Source organism: Deltaproteobacteria bacterium, assembly GCA_029860075.1.
GTDB lineage: Bacteria > Desulfobacterota > JADFVX01 > JADFVX01 > JADFVX01 > JAOUBX01.
In genome coordinates, this window is record JAOUBX010000018.1 from 1 (window position 1) to 22,580 (window position 22,580).

A 22,580-nucleotide genomic window follows, 5' to 3' on the forward strand; every position below is an offset into this window, starting at 1 on the left:
ATCTTAAGTTTGTTATAATTGTATAGCATAAAAAAACATTGATTGCAACATGTCTCACGAAAATAGGGTGGAATGTGGAATGATTTAATTGTGTTTTTCCATGTAATTTATTGAATCATTTTTTTTCATGACACATCTAAATCCGGAGAATTTGCCGGGACAACTAATTAAAGATTTTTTTAAAAGGAGGGAATAATGAAAAAAGCTTTTGTTTTTACATTGTTTTTATTTTTTACTGCTCCGGGTGCATGGGCGGAGGATCTGAGGAAACTGGCCCTCCATGAGGGACTTCAACCCATACCTGCTAATGTATCGGAGCTAAACAAGGTCATCGGCAGCCCTGATGAAAAGCTTGTCGAACTGGGGAAAAAACTTTTTTTCGATCCCAGGCTCTCAAAAAGCGGACTTATAAGCTGTAATACCTGCCATAATCTCGCTACCGGTGGTACTGATGGCGTTTCTGCCGCAATCGGCCATAAATGGGTGGCAAATCCTCACCACCTAAACTCTCCTACCGTTTACAATTCCGTCTTTAATTCAAGCCAGATGTGGGATGGCCGATTCGCAGACCTGGAGGAGCAGGCCAAGGGTCCCATCCAGGCGCCACCGGAAATGGCCGCCGCCCCCGAGTTGGTCGTGAGCAGGTTAAAATCGATCCCTGCCTATGCAGGGGAGTTTAAAAGTGCCTTTGCCGGAGAGAAAGCGCCTCTTACCTTTGACAATGTTGCAAAAGCCATTGCCGCCTTTGAAAGGACGCTTATCACTCCATCGAGGTTTGATGCTTTTTTAAACGGCAAGGGTAAGGCTCTTTCAGAAGGCGAGAAAAAGGGACTCAAGCTTTTTATTGATAAGGGTTGCGTTGCCTGTCACGGCGGCATTGGTGTCGGTGGTGGAAGCCTTCAGCCTTTCCCCGTTGCAGGCAAATATAAATATGATAATCTCGGTGATTTTAAGGGAAACAAGAATGGCTTTGTTAAGGTGCCTACCCTCAGAAATATTACAAACACAGCGCCATATTACCATAACGGGGCTGTATGGACACTGGAAGAAGCTGTGACTTTGATGGGTGAGCTTCAATTGGGAATGAGACTATCCAGGGATGAGGTGAATAATATTGTGGCCTTCCTGAAGGCGCTTGAAGGCGTTAAACCGAAAATAACCTATCCTGTTCTTCCCTCGTCAACAGCTGATACACCAAAGCCGGATGCCATGTAATCTTTCCTGCCCTGCCTTTAAATCCCGGACTGAACAGTCCGGGATTTTTTTTGATTAAAACCGATATTTAGTCCTATGACCGGAAAATAACGAATTTATCTGCTAAAATAAAAGTCATGCAAATAAATAGTGAGGAGGAGTGAAATGGAGGAACAAAGGCAGTCGGAAAAAGAAAAAAAAGAGGTCGGTTTATATGAAAAACTTGCAAGCAGGTCAAAGGAACTTATCGGCGAGGCAAAAGAAAAAACATCGGGAACGATAGATAAGGCCATTGAAAAAGCGAAGGAAGAGATGGTTGTAGCCGGTGATTTTAGTCACGAGCAGGGAGAGAAGCTTAAGGCTTTCCTTAAACGTGATCTGGAAGTGGCACGAAAGGGTATCAATAAAGCAGGACATGCTGCAAAAGAAGCCCTTGAGCCGCACAGGCTTGCAGCAGGGTTCCAGGGAATACTGGCTACTATCCTGGAGGTTGTCGGAGAAGTGTTTGAAGAGTGGGGCGCAAAACTGGAAGCAAATCTCGATTACAAGACAGGTGAACTCTCTACGCCGGGATCGCTTACCTGCAAAAAGTGCGGTAACATAATCAAAATCCATGATACGGGCCATATCCCTCCCTGCCCAAAGTGTCGTGGCGTTGAGTTTCATAAATCTTATTAAGCTGGCTCATTTTTACCATTTTATGAAGGAGAAAAATTCGCTGTTTTTCTCCTTTTTTTCTGAGTGTTTTTTAGCAATAGACAGATCCTTGGTTCTCCCGGCAGTCTAAAAGCAGGAAAGTGAATTTAAACTTTAATATTTGGGAGGAAATAGATAGTGGATTATTTACCTTAAAATTAATCAGCACAAATTTCCAGGTAGACAACAGGGAGTATAAATAAACGTTTTAAATAAAAAAAGGAATGCCCATGAATAGCGACAAAGGTTTTGAACATAAGGGAATAATGGAGTGGAATGTCAGCTCCGGTGAAATAGTGTGGTCTGATGAAGCATATAAAATACTGGGTATTGTCCCCGGTGGCGCCCCCTTTTCCCTTGATGATTTTTTTAATCATGTCCATGATGATGATCGTGAAATTACAAAGCGGGCCATTATTATTGCCCTTGAGAACAAGATCTCAAATATTTTCAATTTCAGATTTATCCGCCCTGACAGGGGATCTGAACTTTTCATTCATTCCACCTGGCATGTTGAAGGTGACGGCAGCGGGGAAGCAGTCAAAATCACCGGGATTTTACAGGATGTTACCAAAAGAGGGATTACGGCCTGAGTGGTTTTACAGGTTCAGGCTTTTTCAAAAATAAGCAGGTACTGTTTGTCCAGGATGGAAGGCGAACTTTTAAGCAAGAAGGCCTGCCTCATCCATTTCAGTAATGACCTGACTGGCGGGATCATGGAGTAGACGGCGGCATTTTTACAGGACAGGTTCATGTCAATGGCCCGCCCCTAAGTTTTCTCTCCACTCTTCTTCCTTAAACCCCACAAGTCCGAAAAGTTCACTTATCATAAATGGTCTCTTGACAAGCTTGCCCCTGGAAGAAAGGAGATGGATAGCCTCATTTGTATCCATTGACTTGATTTTTTTGCCAAGGCCCATTTCACGGTAAACGACACCGGAAGTATTAAAGAGTTTAGTAATATCCCCTCCGTAAAAGGTTAGCATTTTATGCAGTTCTTTTTTTGTCGGCGCCTGCTCAACAATGGGGAGGGTTTCATAAGGGATATTATGAGCGTCAAGAAATTTAATGGCTTTCCTGCATGTGCTGCATTTGTTGTATTCATAAACTTTGATTTTGTTCATCAGCTGTTCTCCCATAAAATAAATCAATCATTTAATCAATCTTTGAAATCGCCCTTCTCTGGGCAGGATTAGAGTTAAAAGGCCCTGCCATAAGAATTCTTACTTTTCTTCGACAGGCACAGCTTTTTTTCTGGCGACAGGCAACTCATCCTTGCATTTATAACAGAACTTCATTCCTTCAAAATTGGAACTGCCGCACTCCCCGCACTTAATAAAGACAGCCTCTTCATGGGGACGGCCTGTCTTCACGTCAAAGAAAATCACGTCTTCATGGCATTTGGGGCATTTGTAGTTCCTCATTCTTTTCAGTAAGAGGTCGGTCCGGCACTTTGGACAGGTGACAACAACATTCTTTGTTTTTATACCGCAGCCTGCCTTTCTCCCGATCATGATTAAAACAGGGGGGGCCAGAAGGCCAAGTGCGATGGCGGCAATGATTTGAGTACTCGTCATTTTACTTATCAAACCTCGGATGAATTTTTTTACTTTTCGGAATTTTACAGGACTTTGGCTCCATGGGGAAGGGGAAAATTATCACTTTAGCTGTTGGCGGCAAAAATTGACTTATGCCTTAAGCAACACCTTTAGCGTCCCTTTTTGCGCGGCATAGTCAAAAGCCTCAAGGCCATTTTCCAGTGTAAAGACCTTGCTCATGAGCGGTTTGACATCTGCACTCTTGTTTTCAAGCGCTTTTATGGCAGGTTCGAAGGGGCCGCAGCGGGAACCGATGAGAGTAATTTCATCTATAACCAGCTGATTAAAATCGAAAGTTCTTTCCCCGGCAAGGGTTGATTTGAGAACTATCGTTCCTTCGGGCCTGACCAGCTTCATGGCTCGCTCCATGCCTGATGACGATCCGGTGCAATCGATGACTATGTCAAAATCTCCTCTCTTTTCGGGATGAAGGTTAGCTATGGTTCTTGTTGTTATCCCTCTTTCCTGTAAAATTGCCAGTTTTTCTTCATATTTGCCCTCGACAAAGAGTTTACAACCGGTCATTGCCACTACCTGTGCCGCAAGGTTGCCCAGTCTTCCATCACCTATAACACATACCTTGTCAACATGAGAGATATTTATCTGCTCAAGGATTTCAAAGGCAGCTGCAAGCGGTTCAATGAAAACAGCTTCCTCGTCGGAGACAGAATCGGGAATGAGATGAAGGTTTTTAACGGGAAGGGTAAGATATTGGGCAAAAGCGCCGTTTTTATCCAGTATGCCCAGAACGGATCTTTCAGGGCAGTGTTTCTCCCTGTTTTTTTGACAGCAGGGGCACTTTCCACAGGCAATGTTAATCTCACCGGTCACCCTTTTGGCGACCAGGTTTTTTTTAGAACATTCCTCAACGATGCCGACGAACTCATGTCCCAAAATTCCTTCAAAGCCCATGTAGCCTTTTATAATTTCCAGGTCGGTTGCACAAATTCCGGCACAGGTGACGCGAATCAAAGCTTCATCTGCTGCCGGCAGGGGAGGAGGGACGTTCTCAGAGAGAGTCAGCTTGTTCTCTGTGAAAAGGAGCGCTTTCATTCTTTGAACCTCAAATTTAAAATAACAACGTAGAGAGTAATACCATGACAAGCTTGATTAGGCAATGTAAAAGACTTATGCTATTTTTGTTTCGGAGGGCCTTCCCCTGTTCCAGGTGAGGGGGGCTGGGGCTTTTACATCGTTTGATACATGCTGTTTTATGCTATAATGACTTGTTTTTTATATGTCATTCTTTTGTGATTTCAGCTTAATCCGTATTAATTTATTATAAAGCAGAAACCCCCTTTGTCACATGATGTGATAAAAATATCTCAACTGGAGATTGAGAATATAATTCCATGTATCATACCTTTCTTGAAATATTTATAGTCATTCTTCTTGTGGCGCTATTCTATTGTTTGTGGAAACTGGGAAAGAATCGCTCTCTACGTTTTTTTCCTCATTCAAAGTTTGGAAGAACAAAGGAGGGGGAGGAAGACGGCTGGAAATTACTGCACGTTATCGAACAGTATCCTGTATCCGTCGTTATTGCCGATAGCGAGGGAATCGTTGAGTATGTTAATCCCCGCTTTTCCGAAATGACGGGTTATAGATCGCATGAAATGCCGGGAAAGCATCTTGAGTTTTTGGCAAGGGGTTGTGGCGATGAAACGCTTTTTGATGAAATGTGGACAACCGTTAGGTCGGGAGAGAGCTGGAAGGGAGAATTTTGTAAAGAGGAGAAGGGAAAAAAATGCTGGGCCTTCATGTCCATTGCGCCTGTCAGAAGTATTGATGGCCCGGTCAGTAACTATATTGCCATTATGGAAGATATTACGGCCGGAAAGGAGATGGCCCTGGAGATTGATCGTAATCGCAAAATCCAGGTCATTCTCAATAAAATCCTCAATATTTCTCTTGAAGATCTCCCTTTGAATGAACAGCTCAGGCGATCGCTGGAGGTTATTATGGAAGGTCCCTTTGACGGCCTTGGTAAATCAGCCGCTATCATGCTTGCTGATAATGAAAACTCTGAATTAAGGTTGGCGGCCCATGTAGAACTGTCTGAAAATATAATTGAAAAATGTGGGACTGTTCCTTTTGGCAGCTGTATTTGTGGTAAAGTTGCAGAGAGTGAAGAGCTTGTGCCATTTGATTGTGCGGTCAATATGGAGATAATGCGCGCGCCCGATTACCTGCCCGAGGGGGGGTATGGTATTCCTGTCCGCTCGGTAAGGGGACTCCTTGCCGTTATGTCGGTTCACGTTGGCAAAGGGGCTGAAAGTGATGAAAAAGAGATAACTTTTCTCCGGCTCGCGGCAACGACACTTGCCGCTGTGATTGAAAAGAAGCGCGGCGAAGAGGCCTTGCAGGCAGCCAGGGTGGAGGCTGTTTCTGCCAATCTGGCAAAATCTGATTTTCTCGCCAATATGTCACATGAATTCAGGACCCCCCTTAATGCAGTTATCGGTTTTTCTGAAATGCTGATTCTTGGTGTGGGTGGAGACTTAAATGAAAAGCAGATCGAATTTGTTAAGGACATTTACGAAGGTGGTGAACATCTTCTTTCGCTTATTAATGATATTCTCGATTTAAATAAGGTAGAGTCAGGAAAGCTTGACCTCGACTATTCCTCCGTGAACATGCAGGACCTGATAAAGAAGAGCTTTCTCTTTATCAGGCAGTGCTCTGAAAACAAGGGGCTCACCCTTTCCTGCCAGGTTGGAGAGGGTGTTGGCCCTGTTTATTGTGATGAGAGGCGGATTAAACAGGTCCTTCTTAATCTTTTGACCAATGCCGTCAAATTTACTGAAAAGGGGAAGATTGTTGTTTGCGCGTCTCTTAAAGAGAAGGGCGCCGTTATGCAGGTATCTGTAGAAGATACGGGGATCGGCATCAAAGCGGAAGATTTACTGATGCTCTTTCAGCCTTTCAGTCAGGTTGAAGGGGGATATGCAAGAAAAAATGAAGGGTCAGGCCTTGGGCTTGCCCTTTGCAAAAATATTATCAATAGCCATGGAGGAGAGATCCGGGCTGAAAGTACTTTCGGCAAGGGAAGCCGCTTTATTTTCACTCTTCCCGTAAAGCATGAGGGCCTCCATGAAGATAAATGCATTTCTCTTGCAGGAGAATAACCGTCGTCGTGCGCCTGACAGCTAACCAATTCCTGACGTGCTGAATCCTGATTTATCACTTTAAATGCGTACTCCTATGATGACAATTTATTGCCATCCTGCCGGAAGACAATTATAATTGACTCATGGGATTATTTTCCAATAACAGGGTTTCCGGTACTGTAAGTCTTATAAAATTCATCTGGAACCTGCCACAATTTATAAAGCTTTACTGGCGGCTTTTTTGTGACGGGCGAGTGCCTTTCTATTTAAAAATTCTCCTCGTTGCAGCCCTTATTTACTTTCTTTCTCCCATTGATCTTATTCCCGAACTGTTTAATCCTCTTTTAGGTTTGTCAGACGATGTGGCCGTTCTTTTGCTGGTCTTTAAGTATTTCATACATAAATCGCCGCAGGATGTCGTGGCGGAACATGTACGAAGAATAGAGACGGAATAATGATAGAAACTTACGGGTTGACAAAGCGCTACGGCAGTTATGAGGCCCTTACCGGCCTTGATCTCAAGGTAAAGGATGGTGAGTTTTACGGTTTCCTGGGACCCAATGGTGCCGGGAAAACGACTACTGTCAAGATAATGGCGGGGCTTTTAAAGCCGACTTCCGGGAGAGCAATTCTGGGTGGCCATGATATTATGAGGGAGCCCCTCAAGGCAAAGCATCTCATCGGTTTTATCCCTGACAGGCCTTATATTTATGAAAAATTGACGGCCCGGGAATTTCTGCTTTTTAATTCGAGACTTTTTTCTATAGATGAAAATATTGCTTTAAGAAAGATAGATGAATTCCTGGAAATGTTTGATCTCTACGAGTGGAAAGATGAGCTTATCGAGAGTTTTTCCCACGGCATGCGGCAGAAGACAATCATGGCGGCAGCCCTGCTTCATGACCCCGGGATCGTTATCGTCGATGAACCGATGGTCGGTCTTGATCCCAAAGGGGCAAAGCTGGTTAAAAAGATACTGAAGGGGCTTTGCAAAAAAGGGGCAACCGTTTTTATGTGCACTCATTCCCTTTTTATTGCCGAAGAACTCTGTGACAGGGTAGGGATCATTCAGAAGGGAAAGGTTATTGCTGAAGGTTCTATGGATGAGCTGAGGGCGCTTTCAAAAAAAACGGCTAAAGAGGGGGCCCGACTTGAGGATATCTTCCTGACGCTTACCGGTGAAGAAGGCACGGATATCGTGCCTGATGATTTATTGAGGTGATAATGAGAGGTTTTTTCCTGCTGGCCAACTTACGCTTCAGGATGTTTGTAAACACTGTGCGAACTCTTGACAGAGCAGGTTTTTACAAATTTCTTTTTTTCTTTGTCCTGGCTTTTTTCTTCGTCCTCGGTGATTACAGTTTTTTTTACAGGATCATTGATTATCTGAACCGGCAGGAGATGATAGGCTCTATCCTTATTACCCAACTGCTGGAGATGATGACGCTCACCTTTTTCTTTATGCTTTTTTTCAGCACCGTCGTTGCAGCCATTTCGACAATGTATCTTTCCAGTGAACTTGATCTTCTCCTGTCGTCCCCCCTGGGAACGACTTCCATTTTTGTTATCAAGTTTTTTCAGACAGTTATAAACAGCTCCTGGATGGTCCTTTTGTTTGGCCTGCCTATGCTGGTGGCTCTCGGTTCTGTTTTTGACAAAGGGATCAATTACTATATTGGAATGGTTCTCTTATTTGTCCCCTTCATCTTCGTTGCCGCAGGCCTGGGGATACTTTTCACGGTTACCCTCATAAGATATTTCCCTGCCAAGGGTCTGCAGCAGGTCATGACCTTTATGTTGCTTCTTTTTTTATCTGGACTGGTTATCTTCTTCCGTTTCATGAGACCGGAGGCACTTTACCGTGAGATTGAAATGGCTGACAATATGGTTATGGCTTTTTTTGAAGGATTGAGTGTGCCCAAGTCGCCTTATTTTCCAAGCGCCTGGTTTACAAGGGGGCTCATAAACATGGTAGAGGGGCATCATGACGACATGTGGATGCCATTTCTTTACCTGCTCCTTCTTTCTCTTTTTCTTTTTGGCCTCGTAATTATTGTGGCACGGTATGTTTATTTTAGCGGTTTATCGGAGGCGGGAACAACGTCCATCAGGGGGAACGTTTCAAGGAGAGATGTCATTGAGAGAGTTGTAGATATGCTGCCTGTTTCAATTCAACAAAGGGCGCTTTTGTCAAAAGATGCCAAGGTCTTTTTCAGGGACGCCGGTCAGTGGTCACAGCTATTTATCCTTGGCGCCCTTGTTGTCGTTTACATATTTAATATCAAGAACCTTCCTCTCAATAATTATTATCTGAAAAACCTGATCGCATTTTTAAACCTGGGTCTTGCAGGTTTTGTGCTTGCCTCCGTTGCTATCAGGTTTGTCTTTCCTTCCGTTAGTCTGGAAGGAGGATCCATGTGGATTATTAAAAGGTCACCTATGAAGATGAGCAGTTTTTTATGGGAAAAGTATTTTGCCTTCTTATTGCCTCTCCTTATTTTGGGAGAAATCCTGATGATCGGGTCGAACCTGCTTCTCCAGGTGGATAACTTTATGATGACCCTTTCCATTATAACCATTTTTCTGATTACTTTAGCTGTTACGGGGCTTGGTGTAGGGATGGGGGCACTATACCCCAGATTTCGATATGAAAATATAGCCCAGGTTGCCGCCGGCGCCGGAGGGATCATTTATATGGTGATTTCCCTCGCCTATATCGGGATAGTTATTATCCTCGAAGCGCGGCCCGTATACACCCATTTTAAAAGGCAGATATTTATCGGTGATTACAGTATGGCAAGTCTTTATGTCTCCCTTGCCGCCATCGTTGTTCTTACCGTTCTCGCCGTTTTTATTCCCATGAAAAAGGGAATCGAGGCGCTTGAAAATCTTGATCTATGAAATGTTCCGCCTGCCTCTTTACCGTACTCAAGAATTCTACCAAAATGAGGAGTAAAGGTTCTTTACTTGGAACGGTCTTGGGTATATAATTTGTAACTATTCAGTTCACCCTTAATCCCCTTTTTCCAAAGGGGAAAACCCGGGAAGTAAGGTTTTTTCCAAATATCTTCGTTACGCTGAATAGCTATTACATTTTCAATTCACATTTAATCAATATTCAGGATAAATGATGACGGTCGAACTCATAGGTAAAGTCCCTCCACAGAATGTCGATGCAGAATTATCCATTCTCGGTGGAATCCTTCTCGATAATGATGCAATCAACGCTGTTCTGGAACTGCTGAGTCCTGACGACTTTTACAGGGAACAGCACAGGAAGATTTTTAATAGCATGGTGACTATTGCGGAAAAAGGGGAACCTGTCGACCTTATTACGCTTAATGATGCCCTCAAGGTAACAGGTGTTCTCGATGAGGTAGGGGGGCCTGCCTATATCGCATCGCTTGCCGACGGGGTTCCGACGGCAGCCAATATTGTCTACTATGCAAAGATAGTAAAGGAAAAGGCCGTCCTGAGAGGTCTCATTAATACGGCTACGGAAATTGTTACCAAGGGCTATGAAGAGAGCAGTGATGTCGATACCTTTCTCGATTATGCCGAGACCCGCATATTTGAAATATCTGAAAATAAAGTTCGTCCCTCATTTTACGAAATAAAGAGCATTGTAAAAGACAGTTTTAAGACCATTGAGGAACTCTATGGCCGTAAAGACATGGTTACCGGCGTTCCTACCGGTTTTAAAAAACTTGACAATATGACTTCCGGTTTTCAGCGTTCCGATCTTATTATTATTGCCGGAAGGCCTTCCATGGGCAAGACCGCCTTTTGTCTTAACGTGGCCCTTAATTCCGTCAAGGAAGAATATGAGGGAAGAAAACCTGTGGCTATATTTTCCCTGGAAATGTCGAAAGAGCAGCTTGTGACGAGGATGCTCTGTTCCGAGGCGAGGGTAGATGCAGGCCGCTTGAGGGGCGGTTTTCTTGCCGAGTCGGACTGGCCAAAGCTCACAAGGGCTGCCGGCGTGCTTTCTGAATCGCCCATATTTATTGATGATACGCCGGCCATCTCTGTTCTGGAGATGAGGGCCAAGGCAAGGAGGCTGAAGGCTGATAAGGGGCTTGGTATGGTTATTGTCGACTATTTGCAGCTCATGAGGGGCAGGGATGCTATGAAAAGCCGGGAACAGGAGATATCCGAAATATCGAGGTCCCTCAAGGCGCTGGCCAAGGAACTCCATGTCCCTGTCATTGCCCTGTCACAGCTTAGCCGGGCCGTAGAGCAAAGAGGAGGCGATAAAAGACCCATGCTTTCAGACCTTAGAGAAAGTGGAAGTATCGAGCAGGATGCCGATGTGGTGCTCTTTGTTTTCAGGGAAGAGTTTTACAAAAGGGACGATGAAGAACTGAAGGGCCTGGCTGAAATCATTATCGGTAAGCAGAGAAATGGGCCTGTGGGAATGGTGAAACTTGCCTGGCTCAGTGAATTTACGAGGTTTGAAAATCTGGTTGATGAGGATTGACGGGTACTTTACTCAGCCTCATGATCACTATCATCAAATCCATGTTTGGCGAGCCTGTATCTGAAAGACCTGAAACTAAGGTTGAGCAGCCTCGCTGCTTTTGTTTTGACGCCCCTGGTTTTTTTCAGTGATTTTTCAAGAAGCTTTTTCTCCATATCATCCATCATTTTTTCCAGGTCTATTCCCTCATCGGGAATCTCTATTTCTTCGCTGCTTGCCAGGACTTTCTCACCTTTAATGCTGCCGGGCAGCGACTCCGGCAGGATGACATCACTTTGTTCAAGGGCGACTGCTCTTTCTATGACATTTTCAAGCTCTCTCACATTACCTGGAAAATCATAGTGTGTTATCATGTCCATTGTTTCAGTGGTGATTCTCTTGATATCCCTTCCCAGTTCTTCGTTATATTTTGTCAGAAAATGATTGGCCAGCGCCGGAATATCTTCCTTCCTTTCTCTTAGAGGAGGAAGGGTTACCTTGATGACGTTTAGCCTGTAATAGAGGTCTTCCCTGAATAAACCTTCTTTTACTGCCTCTTCCAGGTCCCTGTTTGTGGCTGCAATAATGCGAACATCTGTTTTGCTGTCTTTTACGGCCCCCACTCTTCTGTATTCTTTTTCCTGGATAAGCCTCAATATCTTTACCTGGAGCTGGAGGGGCATTTCTCCTATTTCATCGAGAAATATAGAGCCCCCGTCGGCCAGTTCAAAAAGCCCCGGTTTACTCGATGTTGCTCCTGTAAATGCGCCTTTTACATGACCGAAAAGCTCGCTTTCCAGCAGGTTTTCAGGCATGGCGCCGCAGTTTACCGTTATAACGGGTTTGTTTTTTCTCAGACTGTTGTTGTGAATGGACTTTGCGACGAGCTCTTTTCCCGTTCCGCTTTCACCTTCTATGAGAATATTGCTTTTAGTCGGGGCGACGCGCAAGATGAGATCATAGATCTCTCTCATATTATTACTCACACCGATGACGTTGCCGAAGTGATAACCTTCCTTGAGTTCTTTTTTGAGGAGTATATTTTCAATTTTGAGGTTTATCTTTTCAAGGGCATTTTTTATGATCAGTTTGATTTCATCAACCTTAAAAGGTTTTGTTATGTAGTCATAAGCGCCGCACTTCATTGCCTCGACTGCCGTTTCCGTTGAGGCGTATGCCGTCATCATCAGGACTTCCGTGCCGGGAGAGATCTCTTTTACCTTTTTAAGCAGTTCAATACCGTCCATGCCGGGCATATGGATGTCGGTCATAAGAACATGGTAATTATTGTCCCGCACCATTTTTATTGCATCGGCGCCGTTTTTTGCCGTGTCGACGTTATACTTTTCAGCGGTAAGAAGAATTTCAAGAAATTCCCTCATGCTCAGTTCATCATCGACAACAAGAATATTTTTATTCAATTTTTATCCTCGTAAGCAGTTATATTTTTAAATAAGCTTTTTGTTAATATACAGTTCGGCTTAGGGTGAACGATTATTCATGTCAACTATTTAAACAATCCCTCTGTTATATAAATTGCTATCCCTCTTGTGTTATATAAATTGCTATCCCTCTTGCCGAAGTGATTATCTTTTGTAACCTTTTATTTACAGGGCAACATGATGGTGAAGGTGGAACCTTTGCCTGCTTCACTTTCTACATTAATAAATCCGTCATGGGCTTCTATGATACTGTGTGCGACAGATAAACCAAGACCGCTTCCTTTTTCTTTTGATGTATAAAAGGGGTCAAATATCTTTTCCGCTTCTTCACGTGTCATTCCACAGCCCGTATCGCTGATACTTATTTCAATTCCTTTTTTATCATTTTTCTCATACGCTTTATCCCCTATAGTGACCACACCACCTTCATCCATTGCATCAGAGGCATTTTTGATCAAATTCCAGACCAGTTGCTTGATTTGTCCCTCGTCGGCCTCTATGGGAGCCATTGTACTGCAATTGTTGACAATTTCAATGCTTTTAATCTCCTTTTCGGAATTTATAAAGAGATCAATTGTTTCACTAATAAGTTCATTTATGTTGATTCTTTGCTTTCTCGGTACTGCCGGTCTGGCATAGTTCAAAAACTCACCAATAAGGATATTTAAACGGTCGATTTCCCTTAAGACGATACCCATCAGTCTTTCATTTGCTCCCGTCATATTTCCTGATAAATCCTTTTCAAGAATTTCTATAGAGCCGCTGATAGATGCCAGCGGGTTTCGGATTTCATGGGCCACACTGGCTGCAAACCTTCCCACTGCTGCCAGCCTGTCCGATTTCTGCAGTTCTCTTTCCATTGTTTTCAGAGTTGTAAGGTCTTGGAAAACAACGATTTCTCCAACCTGTTCTCCTTCCGAGTTTCTTAGGGGCGACATGGAGTAACCGATATAATAATCTTTGCCGTCTGCTCTTTTAAACCATGATTCTCTTCTAATATTATTTGACGGACCATGGATGTTTAACTCCTTTAACATGTCATCGAGGTCAGGAAGTATTTCGTGTACATTTTTTCCATAAACCTGTTCAAGAGAGTAGCCCGTCATTTTTTCCGCAGCCTGGTTAAAGGAGGTAATAATGCCGTTGCTGTCAATGGTCATAAGACCGCTGGATATATTTTTTACAATATCATTGTTGAGCGCTTCCAGTGACTGATAATCTATTTTTTTTTCAAGCAGTTCTTCTTCCGCTTTTTTTGCCTGTATGGAGAGATAACTGCTTAGAAATGATACAAGGTAAAAGGCAGTAATGTTTGCCAGTGTATTATAGAGCAGGTTGTCAGGCAGGCGCTGGGGAAGGCCTGTAACGACTTCCACCATGGAGGGAAGGACATTATGATACTCGATATTGATCAAAATGCCATAAAAAATGCTGCTCACCGATGCCGTCCATAATCCTCCATTCCCATAGGAGACAATGGTTGAACTGATAATGGTCAGCATATAGAGAAAGGATAAAGGACTGTCGGTTCCTCCGCTGATATAGACAATGAAGGTAATAATAATAATGTCGATGAGTGCCTGGGACCTGGCAATATTAGCGGCTTTCCTGGCATACTTTAAGATGGGGATGTATAAGATTGAGAGAAAGAAAACGAGCCCGGCAACGGGGTAGAAGGTTGCTGTTACCGCATTTAGAAGGGTGCCGCTCTCCCTGAACTGAACGATAACGCCTGTAATAAGCAGAATAGTTGCAACAGCTACCCTGAAGAGCATTAACCACTTCAGTTTTTCATGAAGTTCGTTGCGATTAAGTATCGCTGTCTGTTGGCAGTCTTCAGCCATCAGTGAGGGCTCTTGTCCGGTGCAATGTTAAATAAGAGGTGTCGTGTGGGATAAGTATATTTCTATTCCTAAAAGATCGTTAGAATTGTTTTGCTAAACGTTTGCGGCCATGCTGAAGATAGGTAGATACATGGCTATAATAAGACCACCGACAAGGCCCCCGAGAACAACCATAATGGCCGGTTCCATCAATGCGGTAAGGCCATCAACGGCAGTGTCTACCTCATCTTCATAAAATTCTGCAATTTTGCCGAGCATGGCATCCAGAGCGCCTGTTGCTTCTCCAACGGCAATCATCTGGACGACCATAGAAGGAAATACCTGGGTTTTTTCCAGTGGTTCGACGATAGTTTTACCTTCGGAAATGGCATTTTTTACCTCTATAAGGGCATTTTCAATCACTACATTACCTGCCGTTTTGGATACAATTTCAAGAGAGTCAAGGATTGGCACACCACTCGAGAGCATTGTCCCCATAGTTCCGCAAAATTTTGCCACGGCAACCTTCCTGATGAGGTCTCCTGCGACAGGGGCTTTAAGGAAGAGTTTGTCACAGACAGCTCTTCCTTTCGCTGTTGCATAGTACTTTTTGAATAGGAACAAGGCCAGCCACATACCTCCAAAAACAAAGTACCAGTAACTTTGAAGGAACTGGCTCAAGTTGATGACAATCTGGGTGGGAAGAGGGAGTGTTCCTCCCATATCGGAAAACATCGCTTCAAAGATGGGAATAACGAATAAGAGGAGACCTGATGTAATAACGATGGCAACAATTACGATAGAAACAGGATAGACCATTGCTGATTTCACCTTGCTCTTAAGTTTTTCTGATTTTTCGAGGAATTCGCCCAGTTTGTTGAGGATCGTATCGAGGATACCACCTATTTCTCCTGCGGCAATCAAACTGACGAAGAGTGTATCGAAGGTTTTTGGGTGCTTTTTTAGCGCATCGGCAAAAGTGGAGCCCGACTCTACATCGTCTTTAACCTGAATAAGGATCTTTTTGAATCTTTGGTTAGGTTGCTGGCTGCCCAGAATTTCAAGGCACTGGACAAGAGGAAGACCGGCATCAATCATGGTTGCAAACTGCCGCAGGAAGATAACGATGTCTTTCCCGGTTATTTTTTTCCCACCCTCACCAAAAAGTTTAAATTCCTTTCCCTTTTTTTTAACCTTAACAGGTGTTATCTGCTGTCTTTTAAGGGCATCATTGACTGCGGCTTCACTGTCGGCTTCAACTTCCCCTTTTCTTATTTCACCATTTTTTGTTTTTCCTTCCCATACATAAACGGGCATTTTAAGCTCCTATGCTCAAGTTGGTTTTCTGGATGTTACGGGGCCGCCGGAAATTATCTGTCTTAATTCATCCACATCGGATGACCTTGCAAGAGCGTCGTCCATGGTGATTAGTCTCTTAAGATAAAGGTTAGCCAGGGCCTGGTTCATGGTCTGCATGCCAAATTTCGATTGTCCTACCTGCATTTGTGAATATATCTGGTGGACTTTGTCTTCCCTTATGAGGTTTCGGATAGCAGGGTTTGGCACCATAACTTCAAGCGCCAATACCCGTCCCTGTCCTCCGGACCTGGGAATAAGCGTCTGAGAGAGAACACCTTCAAGGACAAAGGAGAGCTGTGCTCTTACCTGCGGCTGCTGGTAAGCGGGAAAAACATCAATGATCCTGTTTATGGTCTGGGCACAGCTATTTGTGTGCAATGTTCCAAAGCATAGATGTCCCGTTTCCGATATGGTAAGGGCTGCCTCTATGGTTTCAATGTCTCTCAATTCACCAACGAGAACGACATCAGGGTCCTGCCTCAATATCGATTTGAGCGCTCTTTGAAAACTCCCCGTATCTGCTCCTACTTCCCGCTGGTTAACAAGGCAGTTTTTATGAGGGTGCACAAATTCTATGGGATCTTCGATGGTTATTATGTGATCATGCCTTTCAACATTGATTCTGTCTACCATGGCGGCAAGTGTTGTCGATTTGCCGCTTCCTGTCGGCCCTGTAACGAGAACGAGTCCTCTCGGTTTATCGGAAATGGTTTTAACGACAGCAGGCAGGGCAAGTTCGTCGAAACTCTTGATTTCAAAAGGGATGGCCCTGAAGGCGCCGGCAACGGCGCCTCTTTGCATAAATATATTGGACCTGAAACGGCTGAGATTTTTAACGCCGAAAGAGACGTCGAGTTCGTTTTCTTCTTCAAACTTATGTTTCTGGGCGTCCGTCAGTATGCTGTAACAGAGTGATTTTGTATCAGTGGGCGTGAGTGGTGGTGTTTTTAAAGGGATCAACTCACCGTTAATTCTCAGTTGCGGCGGACTGCCTGTAGTAATGTGCAGGTCCGAGGCGCCTTTGTCAAACATTACTTTGAGGAGTTGATGAAGTGTGATGGAAGTGCCTGACATAATATTTCCTCTCTCTATTTCTTATCGGGGACGGTACAGCGAACCGTCTCTTCAATGGTTGTTATTCCGTCCTTTATCCCTTGGAGAGCTCTCATCCTGAGCGTATCCATGCCACCATCAATGGCCGTCTGTTTTATTTCGGGAACAGAGGCACCCATTAATACGGCTTCTTTTAATGCTTCAGTCATTACCATGACCTCATACAAGGCAACACGTCCCTTGTATCCGGTGCCTCCACAATTGTCGCAGCCCTTGCCTTTATAATAGGTAAAGTCGAGGGCTTCAGGCGCAAATCCGATATCAATAAAGGCCTGCTGCGGCACATCATGAGGTTCCTTGCACTCGGTGCATGTTCTTCTGGCAAGCCTCTGGGCGACAACGAGGTTAAGGGAGGATGAGACAAGGAAAGGTTCAACGCCCATATTGAGGAGCCTGTTGACTGTTTCAGGTGCGTTGTTTGTATGGAGTGTGCTCAAAACCATATGTCCCGTGAGAGCGGCTTTAATGGCGATTTCCGCTGTTTCAAAGTCTCTTATCTCTCCTACCATGATGATGTCGGGATCTTGCCTGAGGAAGGACCGCAGCGCCGCGGCAAAGTTGAGACCAATATCGTCATGCATCTGCACCTGGTTAATACCCATAAGGTTAAATTCCACAGGGTCTTCGGCGGTCATAATATTTTCACTCTCTTTGTTGAGATCACTGAGCGCCGAATAGAGCGTTGTTGTCTTACCACTACCTGTAGGGCCCGTAACAAGACACATGCCGAAAGGTTTATGAATTTCACCAAGAAAATCCTCAAGCTGGTCCTGGCCAAAACCAAGCTTGGTCATGTCGAGCTGGAGGTTTGACTTGTCGAGAAGTCGCATGACAACTTTCTCGCCAAAAAGACAGGGCAGTACGGATACCCTGAAGTCCATCTCCCTCTTTTTACCCATTTTCATTTTTATCCTGCCGTCCTGGGGGAGCCTTTTTTCGGAAATGTCAAGCTGGGACATGATCTTGATCCTGGAAGTGATGGCGTTTTTGATCTTGAGAGGCAAGCCCATTGCCTTTTTAAGGACGCCATCGAGCCTGTACCTTACCCTGAAAGCTTTTTCATAGGGTTCGATATGGATATCACTGACGCCCAGCTTTGCCGCCTTGATCAGTATTCCGTTTACCAGTTTGACAATGGGGGCGTCAACATCCGTTTCTCCAGCTTCTTCTTCTTCATCTTCAATGATTTCGACGTCATCGACGGCGCCATGAACCAGATCGTCAAAGTCATCGACGTCAACCACTTCACCGCCGTCGTCCTCACCCTCGAACATCCCCGTTGTTTCGTCATCTTCGTCGAAGGAGTAGTCCTTGGCGTCGAGGGACATCTTTTTTTGCTCTTTCGGTGCGCCGCCCTTGCCGTAGTATTTTTTAACGGCGTCTATAATGGATGCTTCAGCTGCAACGACGGCTTCCACGTTGTAGCCGGTCATAAATTTGATATCATCAATGGCAAAGATGTTGGAAGGGTCTGCCATTGCAAGGATGAGTGATGATCCTGCTCTGTTTACGGGGAGAATAAGATATTTTTTTGCTACATCGAATGGAACGAGCTTAATGACTTCCGTATCAACTTCAAATTCGGAGAGGTTGATGGAAGGGACACCATATTGTTTGCTTAAGAATTTTGTCAGATCATCTTCAGAGATAAAACCCATCTTGGTAAGATTGTAGCCAAGCCGCCCACCCCCCCCTTTTTGTTGGGATAGTGCTTGCTGCAATTGTTCAGCCGTAATCAGGTTTTCTTTAATGAGTAGTTCACCCAGTCTTGCTGCCATAAATATGCCTTATCTCTTTAATAATATTTAGATAATTATAGTATATTACTCATCTTAATACAAGAAAGGTCCCTGCCAGTCAAGGAAAAACTCCCTTGGCAAGGGAACGCTTCTGCCGGCCGGTTTCATTATCTTGCAAAGATGGCAAAAGTATATTTATACTCATTTTTGCTGACGGGGGGGGGATAAAAGCCGCTGTGCCCTCCCCTGGAGGCTGGGAACGATCTCAATGGCTTTTGTCAGGGAATTAATTGCTTCCTGTCGTCTGCCTTCTCTCAGCAGCGCATAACCGTTGTCATAATGGCAAAAACCATAGATGGCTATGGCCTTCCCTATATCAAGATCGATGAGGATATTCCTGGACAGAAGATTTCTCGTGACATATTTATCCCATATGGTCATGTCGATCGGTTCTTTTCTGTCGGTTTGTCTGTAGACGATACCATAAGGCGCAAACTCCAGGTTGTTAACGGGATAAGAGTATTTTGAAGAGTAATCTATGTAGGATTTTCTTTTGCCCATATTTTCTCTGGCAATGACTTCAACTACCATGCCCGGTGTCCTGCGGTTTTCGGGGATCCTGTTTATTCTGCTTTTGGCCAGATAAGGAATTTCTTCAACATACCATGACGATGCCAGATGAGGTGTGTGCAGCAGAAGCGCCTTGTCCTGATATTTTTCGATAAATTGCAGGTACCATAGAGGAAATGCGCCGCTGTCGCCCCAGGTAAAGAGTATGCCGTTATGAGAGAGTGACTTTAGTTCATTAACGGCATAATCAAAGGCAATAAAATTTCTGCTCCTGTCATTTTTGCTGAAGTGATTGTAGAGGAGATAAGAAGGGAGGGCTGCCAGAAAGATTATCCACAGGACAAGAAGGTAGCCCTTTTCTTCTTCGTCTTCAGAGAGTCTCGAAAGGAGCCTGTCAACCATCGATAGCAACCAGAAGAGCCCCGCGCCAATCCAGGGCGCAAAAAGCATATAAGTGGGGGTATGAAATGCTTCATAAAGAAAGATATTTGCTTTTGGTGCATTACTGTAGATGATGATCCCGACACTAAGAACCATGAGTACGGTAAAGGTTATAACAGCATAGGGCCACCCTCTTTTTATACATGTAATAAGGCCTATAATGAAAAGTACAAAGCCTGCAATGGTAAACTCGTAAAGCAGGTTTATTGTTTTCAGCTGTTCCGCAAAGAGTCCCCATTCCCTTGAGAGTGTCCCTTTGGGATAGCCTTCTCTTAAAAACATCCAGCGGAACTGGTCCAGTGTTTCAGGGTCACCCCAGTTCATAATGAGTACCGCTGCCGCTCTAACCGGCATATACAGGTAGATGGAGAAACCGAGTATGAAAAAGAAAAGAAGAAAAGGAATAAGCCTTACATTAAGAAAAAGCTGCCATCTTGTTAAAACGATAATGAAGAAAATGACAGGCACAACAACAAGTATGGTGTGATGGTCACCAAAAGCCAGTCCGAATAAAAAGGCACAAAAATAGAGGTACTTGCTGTTGTTGTTTTTCAGGCTTGTGTCTTCTTTAACTTTCCTGCGCCACATGAGAAGGGTGATAATGATGAGGGCGATAAAGAAGCTGTTCATGGCATAAACCTCTGACATGTTGGTCTGCCCCCAGTGGTTCAGGGAAAATGCAAAGGCCAGGGCTGCCGAAAGAGAGGTAAGCTTTACCTTTATATTGCCGGTAATATGAGGAAAGGCCTTTAAAATCAGATGATGGGTCAGCAGGTAAATGATCATTACGGCAAGAGAGCCGAAAACGGCTGAAGCGAGATTTATCCGGAATGCCAGGTTGCCCAGGGGAAGGTAGGAGAATAAATGGCCCCATTGGGCATAGAGAGGATAGCCGGGGGGATGGGCTATTCCCAGTGTTGCTGCCGCAGAAATGAGTTCGCCGCTGTCAAAAAAAGATACCGTATTGGCAAGGGTAAGCAGGTAGACGGCAAAAGATGTTAAAAAAGCAATTGCGGGATAGCGTTTTCCTGATTTCAAGTGGTGGCCTCCTCTGCTTTTTCTTCCACGCTGACGGCTTCCGTCAGGGAGAGATTATCCTTCCAGAGAAAGAAAAAGCCGATCAATGTAATGGGGAAAAAATTAATTGCATGCAATATAATCGCAACGGATATTGCCTCTTCACCGGGAACGTTAAATAATTCAAGACCTTTGGCACAGGCAAAGTGAAAGGTCCCTATAAATCCCGGTGCAGAGGGAATAGATACGGCGATCCCGATTAGAACCAGTATAAAGAAAGAAATGGAAAAAGGGAGATTATAACCGAAAGAAAGGAGAAGCAGATAAATGGGAAGCGCCGACAAAAGCCAGATAACGGCTGAATATATTAGGATCATGCCAAGATGTTTTTCCTTGCCCAGTACTGAAAGGGCATCTGAAAAAGAGTCGAGAAAGTGATTGGCCTTATCTGCAAGCTTTAATGAAAGCGGTTTGATTATTGTAAAAATCATTTTCTTAAAAAATGCCTTTTCTCTTTTAAAAAAAATAATGACGGCAGTCATCATTGTGAAAACTATAAAAACGCCGATTGTTCCCTTCTTTATCAAGCTCTCCGTCTCTGATTTGCCCTCTGGAAAGGTTATAATATACATGACGGCAAGCATGATTATAAAAAGGGAGAAAAGGTCGAGAAGTCTCTCGATAATGATGGTGGCAAAAGATGAACTGAAACTCACTTTCTCTTTTTTTGCGATAGCATAGGCTTTGGCAAGTTCTCCTATCCTGGCCGGCAGAATATTATTAGCCATATAGCCTATAGATGTGGCCGAAAAGAGGCTCAACTGTCTGATATTTTTAACCGGTTCCATAAGATATCCCCATCTTACCGCTCTTAAGTAAAATTGAAACAGGATAACGATCACAGTTGGAATAAGGTAAAGGTGGTTCGCTTTTTTTATTGCCACCCGGAGGACCGAAAAGTCGACTTCCCTTAATGTGAGCCAGATAAAAAAAGCGCTTATTCCGATTCCGAGCCAGACTTTAATCTTCAATGGTCAGCCCTGTTTAAAGCGGTCTTGACTTTAGAAATATCCCTCTTTATTTGCCCGGCCAGTTCATGGGGGCTGCTAAAAGCAATTTCTCCCCTGATTCTCTCAACAAAAGAGACCTTCATTGTCTTTCCATAAAGTGATTCATTGAAATCAAAGATATACGTTTCAACAGATCTTTTCTCATCACCGAAAGTAGGGTTTGTGCCCACGTTGGTTGCGCCGCCATACATTTTTCCTTCAATTTCTGCTTTGGCGGCATAGACCCCATCTTCAGGTATAAGTTCTGCACGGTAATCGAGATTTGCCGTTGGAAATCCAAGGGGCTTTCCCCGTCCATGGCCTTCGATAACTTCACCTGTAACGTAATGACAGCGACCAAGCAGCTTGGCCGCTTCTTTGACGTCACCTTTCCTGATCAATTCCCTGATGCGGGTGCTGCTGACGATCTGACCGTCTAATTTTACGGCAGCAATGACTTCAACATGAAAGCCCAGTTCCTCGCCCAGTAGTTTAAGTGAACCGATAGTGCCTTCCTTCCCTTTTCCGAATGTAAAGTCATGGCCTACGATAACATGTCCGGCCTTAATCCTTTCGTGAATAATTTCCCTGACAAATTGAGCAGGGTGCTGTTCGGCAAAAGCCCGGGTAAAATCGGCTAAAATAACGGCATCGACAGCTGATTCTTCCAGCAGTTTCAGTTTTTCAGGAAGGGGAGAAATAAGGCTCGGGCCTTCATCGGGCCTTAAAACTTTCACAGGGTGAGGGTCAAAAGTAAAAATGACGGCTTCCCCTCCCATTTCATCCGCCTTTGACCTCAACTGCTTAAATATTTTCCTGTGGCCCCTATGGACACCATCGAAGTTGCCGAGGGTAAGGGCGGGAGAATTAAACTTTCCTTCAAGTCCTTCCACCCCCCGGTAAACCTTCATTATCAAGCAATCCTCCAGTCAGAATAAGGGGTTTATCTTACTGAATGAGCTTACCTTTG

General features: G+C 44.2%; 20 protein-coding genes. 8 read left to right on the plus strand and 12 right to left on the minus strand.

What is annotated here, in order from left to right:
* Window positions 1-195 precede the first annotated feature (195 nt).
* The 3 genes from OEV42_07360 to OEV42_07370 all read left to right on the plus strand — a co-directional run bounded on the left by OEV42_07360 (window position 196) and on the right by OEV42_07370 (window position 2,483).
* A complete protein-coding gene (locus OEV42_07360; protein ID MDH3974080.1) occupies window positions 196-1,215 on the plus strand; it encodes a cytochrome-c peroxidase in 1,020 nt (339 codons plus the stop codon).
* Window positions 1,216-1,359: 144 nt separating this feature from the next.
* Window positions 1,360-1,872, plus strand: a complete 513-nt coding sequence (locus OEV42_07365; GenBank protein MDH3974081.1) for a zinc ribbon-containing protein — start codon at window positions 1,360-1,362, stop codon at window positions 1,870-1,872.
* Window positions 1,873-2,120: 248 nt separating this feature from the next.
* Window positions 2,121-2,483 (plus strand): PAS domain-containing protein, encoded by a 363-nt coding sequence (locus OEV42_07370; GenBank protein ID MDH3974082.1) that lies wholly within the window; start codon window positions 2,121-2,123, stop codon window positions 2,481-2,483.
* A gap of 14 nt (window positions 2,484-2,497) precedes the next feature.
* Here the strand turns inward: OEV42_07370 and OEV42_07375 are convergent, their stop codons facing one another.
* From OEV42_07375 to OEV42_07390, 4 genes are all read right to left on the minus strand, one after another.
* Complete coding sequence (locus OEV42_07375) at window positions 2,498-2,644, minus strand: hypothetical protein (GenBank protein MDH3974083.1); 147 nt, start codon at window positions 2,642-2,644, stop codon at window positions 2,498-2,500.
* A gap of 1 nt (window position 2,645) precedes the next feature.
* Complete coding sequence (locus tag OEV42_07380; GenBank protein MDH3974084.1) at window positions 2,646-3,014, minus strand: arsenate reductase family protein; 369 nt, start codon at window positions 3,012-3,014, stop codon at window positions 2,646-2,648.
* Window positions 3,015-3,113: 99 nt separating this feature from the next.
* A complete protein-coding gene (locus tag OEV42_07385) occupies window positions 3,114-3,467 on the minus strand; it encodes a hypothetical protein (GenBank protein MDH3974085.1) in 354 nt (117 codons plus the stop codon).
* A gap of 111 nt (window positions 3,468-3,578) precedes the next feature.
* Window positions 3,579-4,541 carry an alcohol dehydrogenase catalytic domain-containing protein gene (locus OEV42_07390; GenBank protein ID MDH3974086.1) on the minus strand — a complete coding sequence of 321 codons (963 nt, stop codon included), beginning with the start codon at window positions 4,539-4,541 and terminating at the stop codon, window positions 3,579-3,581.
* A gap of 299 nt (window positions 4,542-4,840) precedes the next feature.
* Between OEV42_07390 and OEV42_07395 the strand changes: the two genes are divergently transcribed.
* From OEV42_07395 to dnaB, 5 genes are all read left to right on the plus strand, one after another.
* Entirely contained in the window at window positions 4,841-6,616 is a 1,776-nt protein-coding gene (locus tag OEV42_07395; GenBank protein MDH3974087.1) for an ATP-binding protein, read from the plus strand.
* Between the two features lie 125 nt (window positions 6,617-6,741).
* Window positions 6,742-7,053: a DUF1232 domain-containing protein gene (locus tag OEV42_07400; GenBank protein ID MDH3974088.1), complete on the plus strand. Its 312-nt coding sequence runs from the start codon at window positions 6,742-6,744 to the stop codon at window positions 7,051-7,053.
* On the plus strand, window positions 7,053-7,820 hold the full coding sequence (locus OEV42_07405) for an ABC transporter ATP-binding protein (protein MDH3974089.1): 768 nt from the start codon (window positions 7,053-7,055) through the stop codon (window positions 7,818-7,820). The genes OEV42_07400 and OEV42_07405 overlap by 1 nt, the downstream gene beginning before the upstream one ends.
* A 2-nt stretch (window positions 7,821-7,822) precedes the next feature.
* The gene (locus OEV42_07410; GenBank protein ID MDH3974090.1) at window positions 7,823-9,499 is read left to right on the plus strand and encodes a hypothetical protein; all 1,677 of its coding nucleotides are present in this window, start codon (window positions 7,823-7,825) and stop codon (window positions 9,497-9,499) included.
* 226 nt (window positions 9,500-9,725) lie between these two features.
* Complete coding sequence (gene dnaB, locus OEV42_07415; protein ID MDH3974091.1) at window positions 9,726-11,078, plus strand: replicative DNA helicase; 1,353 nt, start codon at window positions 9,726-9,728, stop codon at window positions 11,076-11,078.
* Between the two features lie 8 nt (window positions 11,079-11,086).
* Here dnaB and OEV42_07420 read toward each other — a convergent pair whose 3' ends face one another.
* The 8 genes from OEV42_07420 to OEV42_07455 form a co-directional block, all read right to left on the minus strand.
* On the minus strand, window positions 11,087-12,478 hold the full coding sequence (locus tag OEV42_07420; GenBank protein ID MDH3974092.1) for a sigma-54 dependent transcriptional regulator: 1,392 nt from the start codon (window positions 12,476-12,478) through the stop codon (window positions 11,087-11,089).
* 182 nt (window positions 12,479-12,660) lie between these two features.
* A complete protein-coding gene (locus tag OEV42_07425) occupies window positions 12,661-14,343 on the minus strand; it encodes an ATP-binding protein (protein MDH3974093.1) in 1,683 nt (560 codons plus the stop codon).
* Between the two features lie 93 nt (window positions 14,344-14,436).
* A complete protein-coding gene (locus OEV42_07430) occupies window positions 14,437-15,639 on the minus strand; it encodes a type II secretion system F family protein (GenBank protein ID MDH3974094.1) in 1,203 nt (400 codons plus the stop codon).
* 15 nt (window positions 15,640-15,654) lie between these two features.
* Window positions 15,655-16,755 carry a type IV pilus twitching motility protein PilT gene (locus OEV42_07435; GenBank protein ID MDH3974095.1) on the minus strand — a complete coding sequence of 367 codons (1,101 nt, stop codon included), beginning with the start codon at window positions 16,753-16,755 and terminating at the stop codon, window positions 15,655-15,657.
* Between the two features lie 14 nt (window positions 16,756-16,769).
* Window positions 16,770-18,572 carry a type IV-A pilus assembly ATPase PilB gene (pilB, locus tag OEV42_07440; protein MDH3974096.1) on the minus strand — a complete coding sequence of 601 codons (1,803 nt, stop codon included), beginning with the start codon at window positions 18,570-18,572 and terminating at the stop codon, window positions 16,770-16,772.
* 162 nt (window positions 18,573-18,734) lie between these two features.
* Window positions 18,735-20,582 (minus strand): DUF2723 domain-containing protein, encoded by a 1,848-nt coding sequence (locus OEV42_07445; GenBank protein ID MDH3974097.1) that lies wholly within the window; start codon window positions 20,580-20,582, stop codon window positions 18,735-18,737.
* On the minus strand, window positions 20,579-21,592 hold the full coding sequence (locus tag OEV42_07450; GenBank protein ID MDH3974098.1) for a flippase-like domain-containing protein: 1,014 nt from the start codon (window positions 21,590-21,592) through the stop codon (window positions 20,579-20,581). Before OEV42_07450 ends, OEV42_07445 begins: the two co-directional genes overlap by 4 nt.
* Window positions 21,589-22,521 carry a bifunctional riboflavin kinase/FAD synthetase gene (locus OEV42_07455; GenBank protein ID MDH3974099.1) on the minus strand — a complete coding sequence of 311 codons (933 nt, stop codon included), beginning with the start codon at window positions 22,519-22,521 and terminating at the stop codon, window positions 21,589-21,591. Before OEV42_07455 ends, OEV42_07450 begins: the two co-directional genes overlap by 4 nt.
* Between the last annotated feature and the right edge of the window lie 59 nt (window positions 22,522-22,580).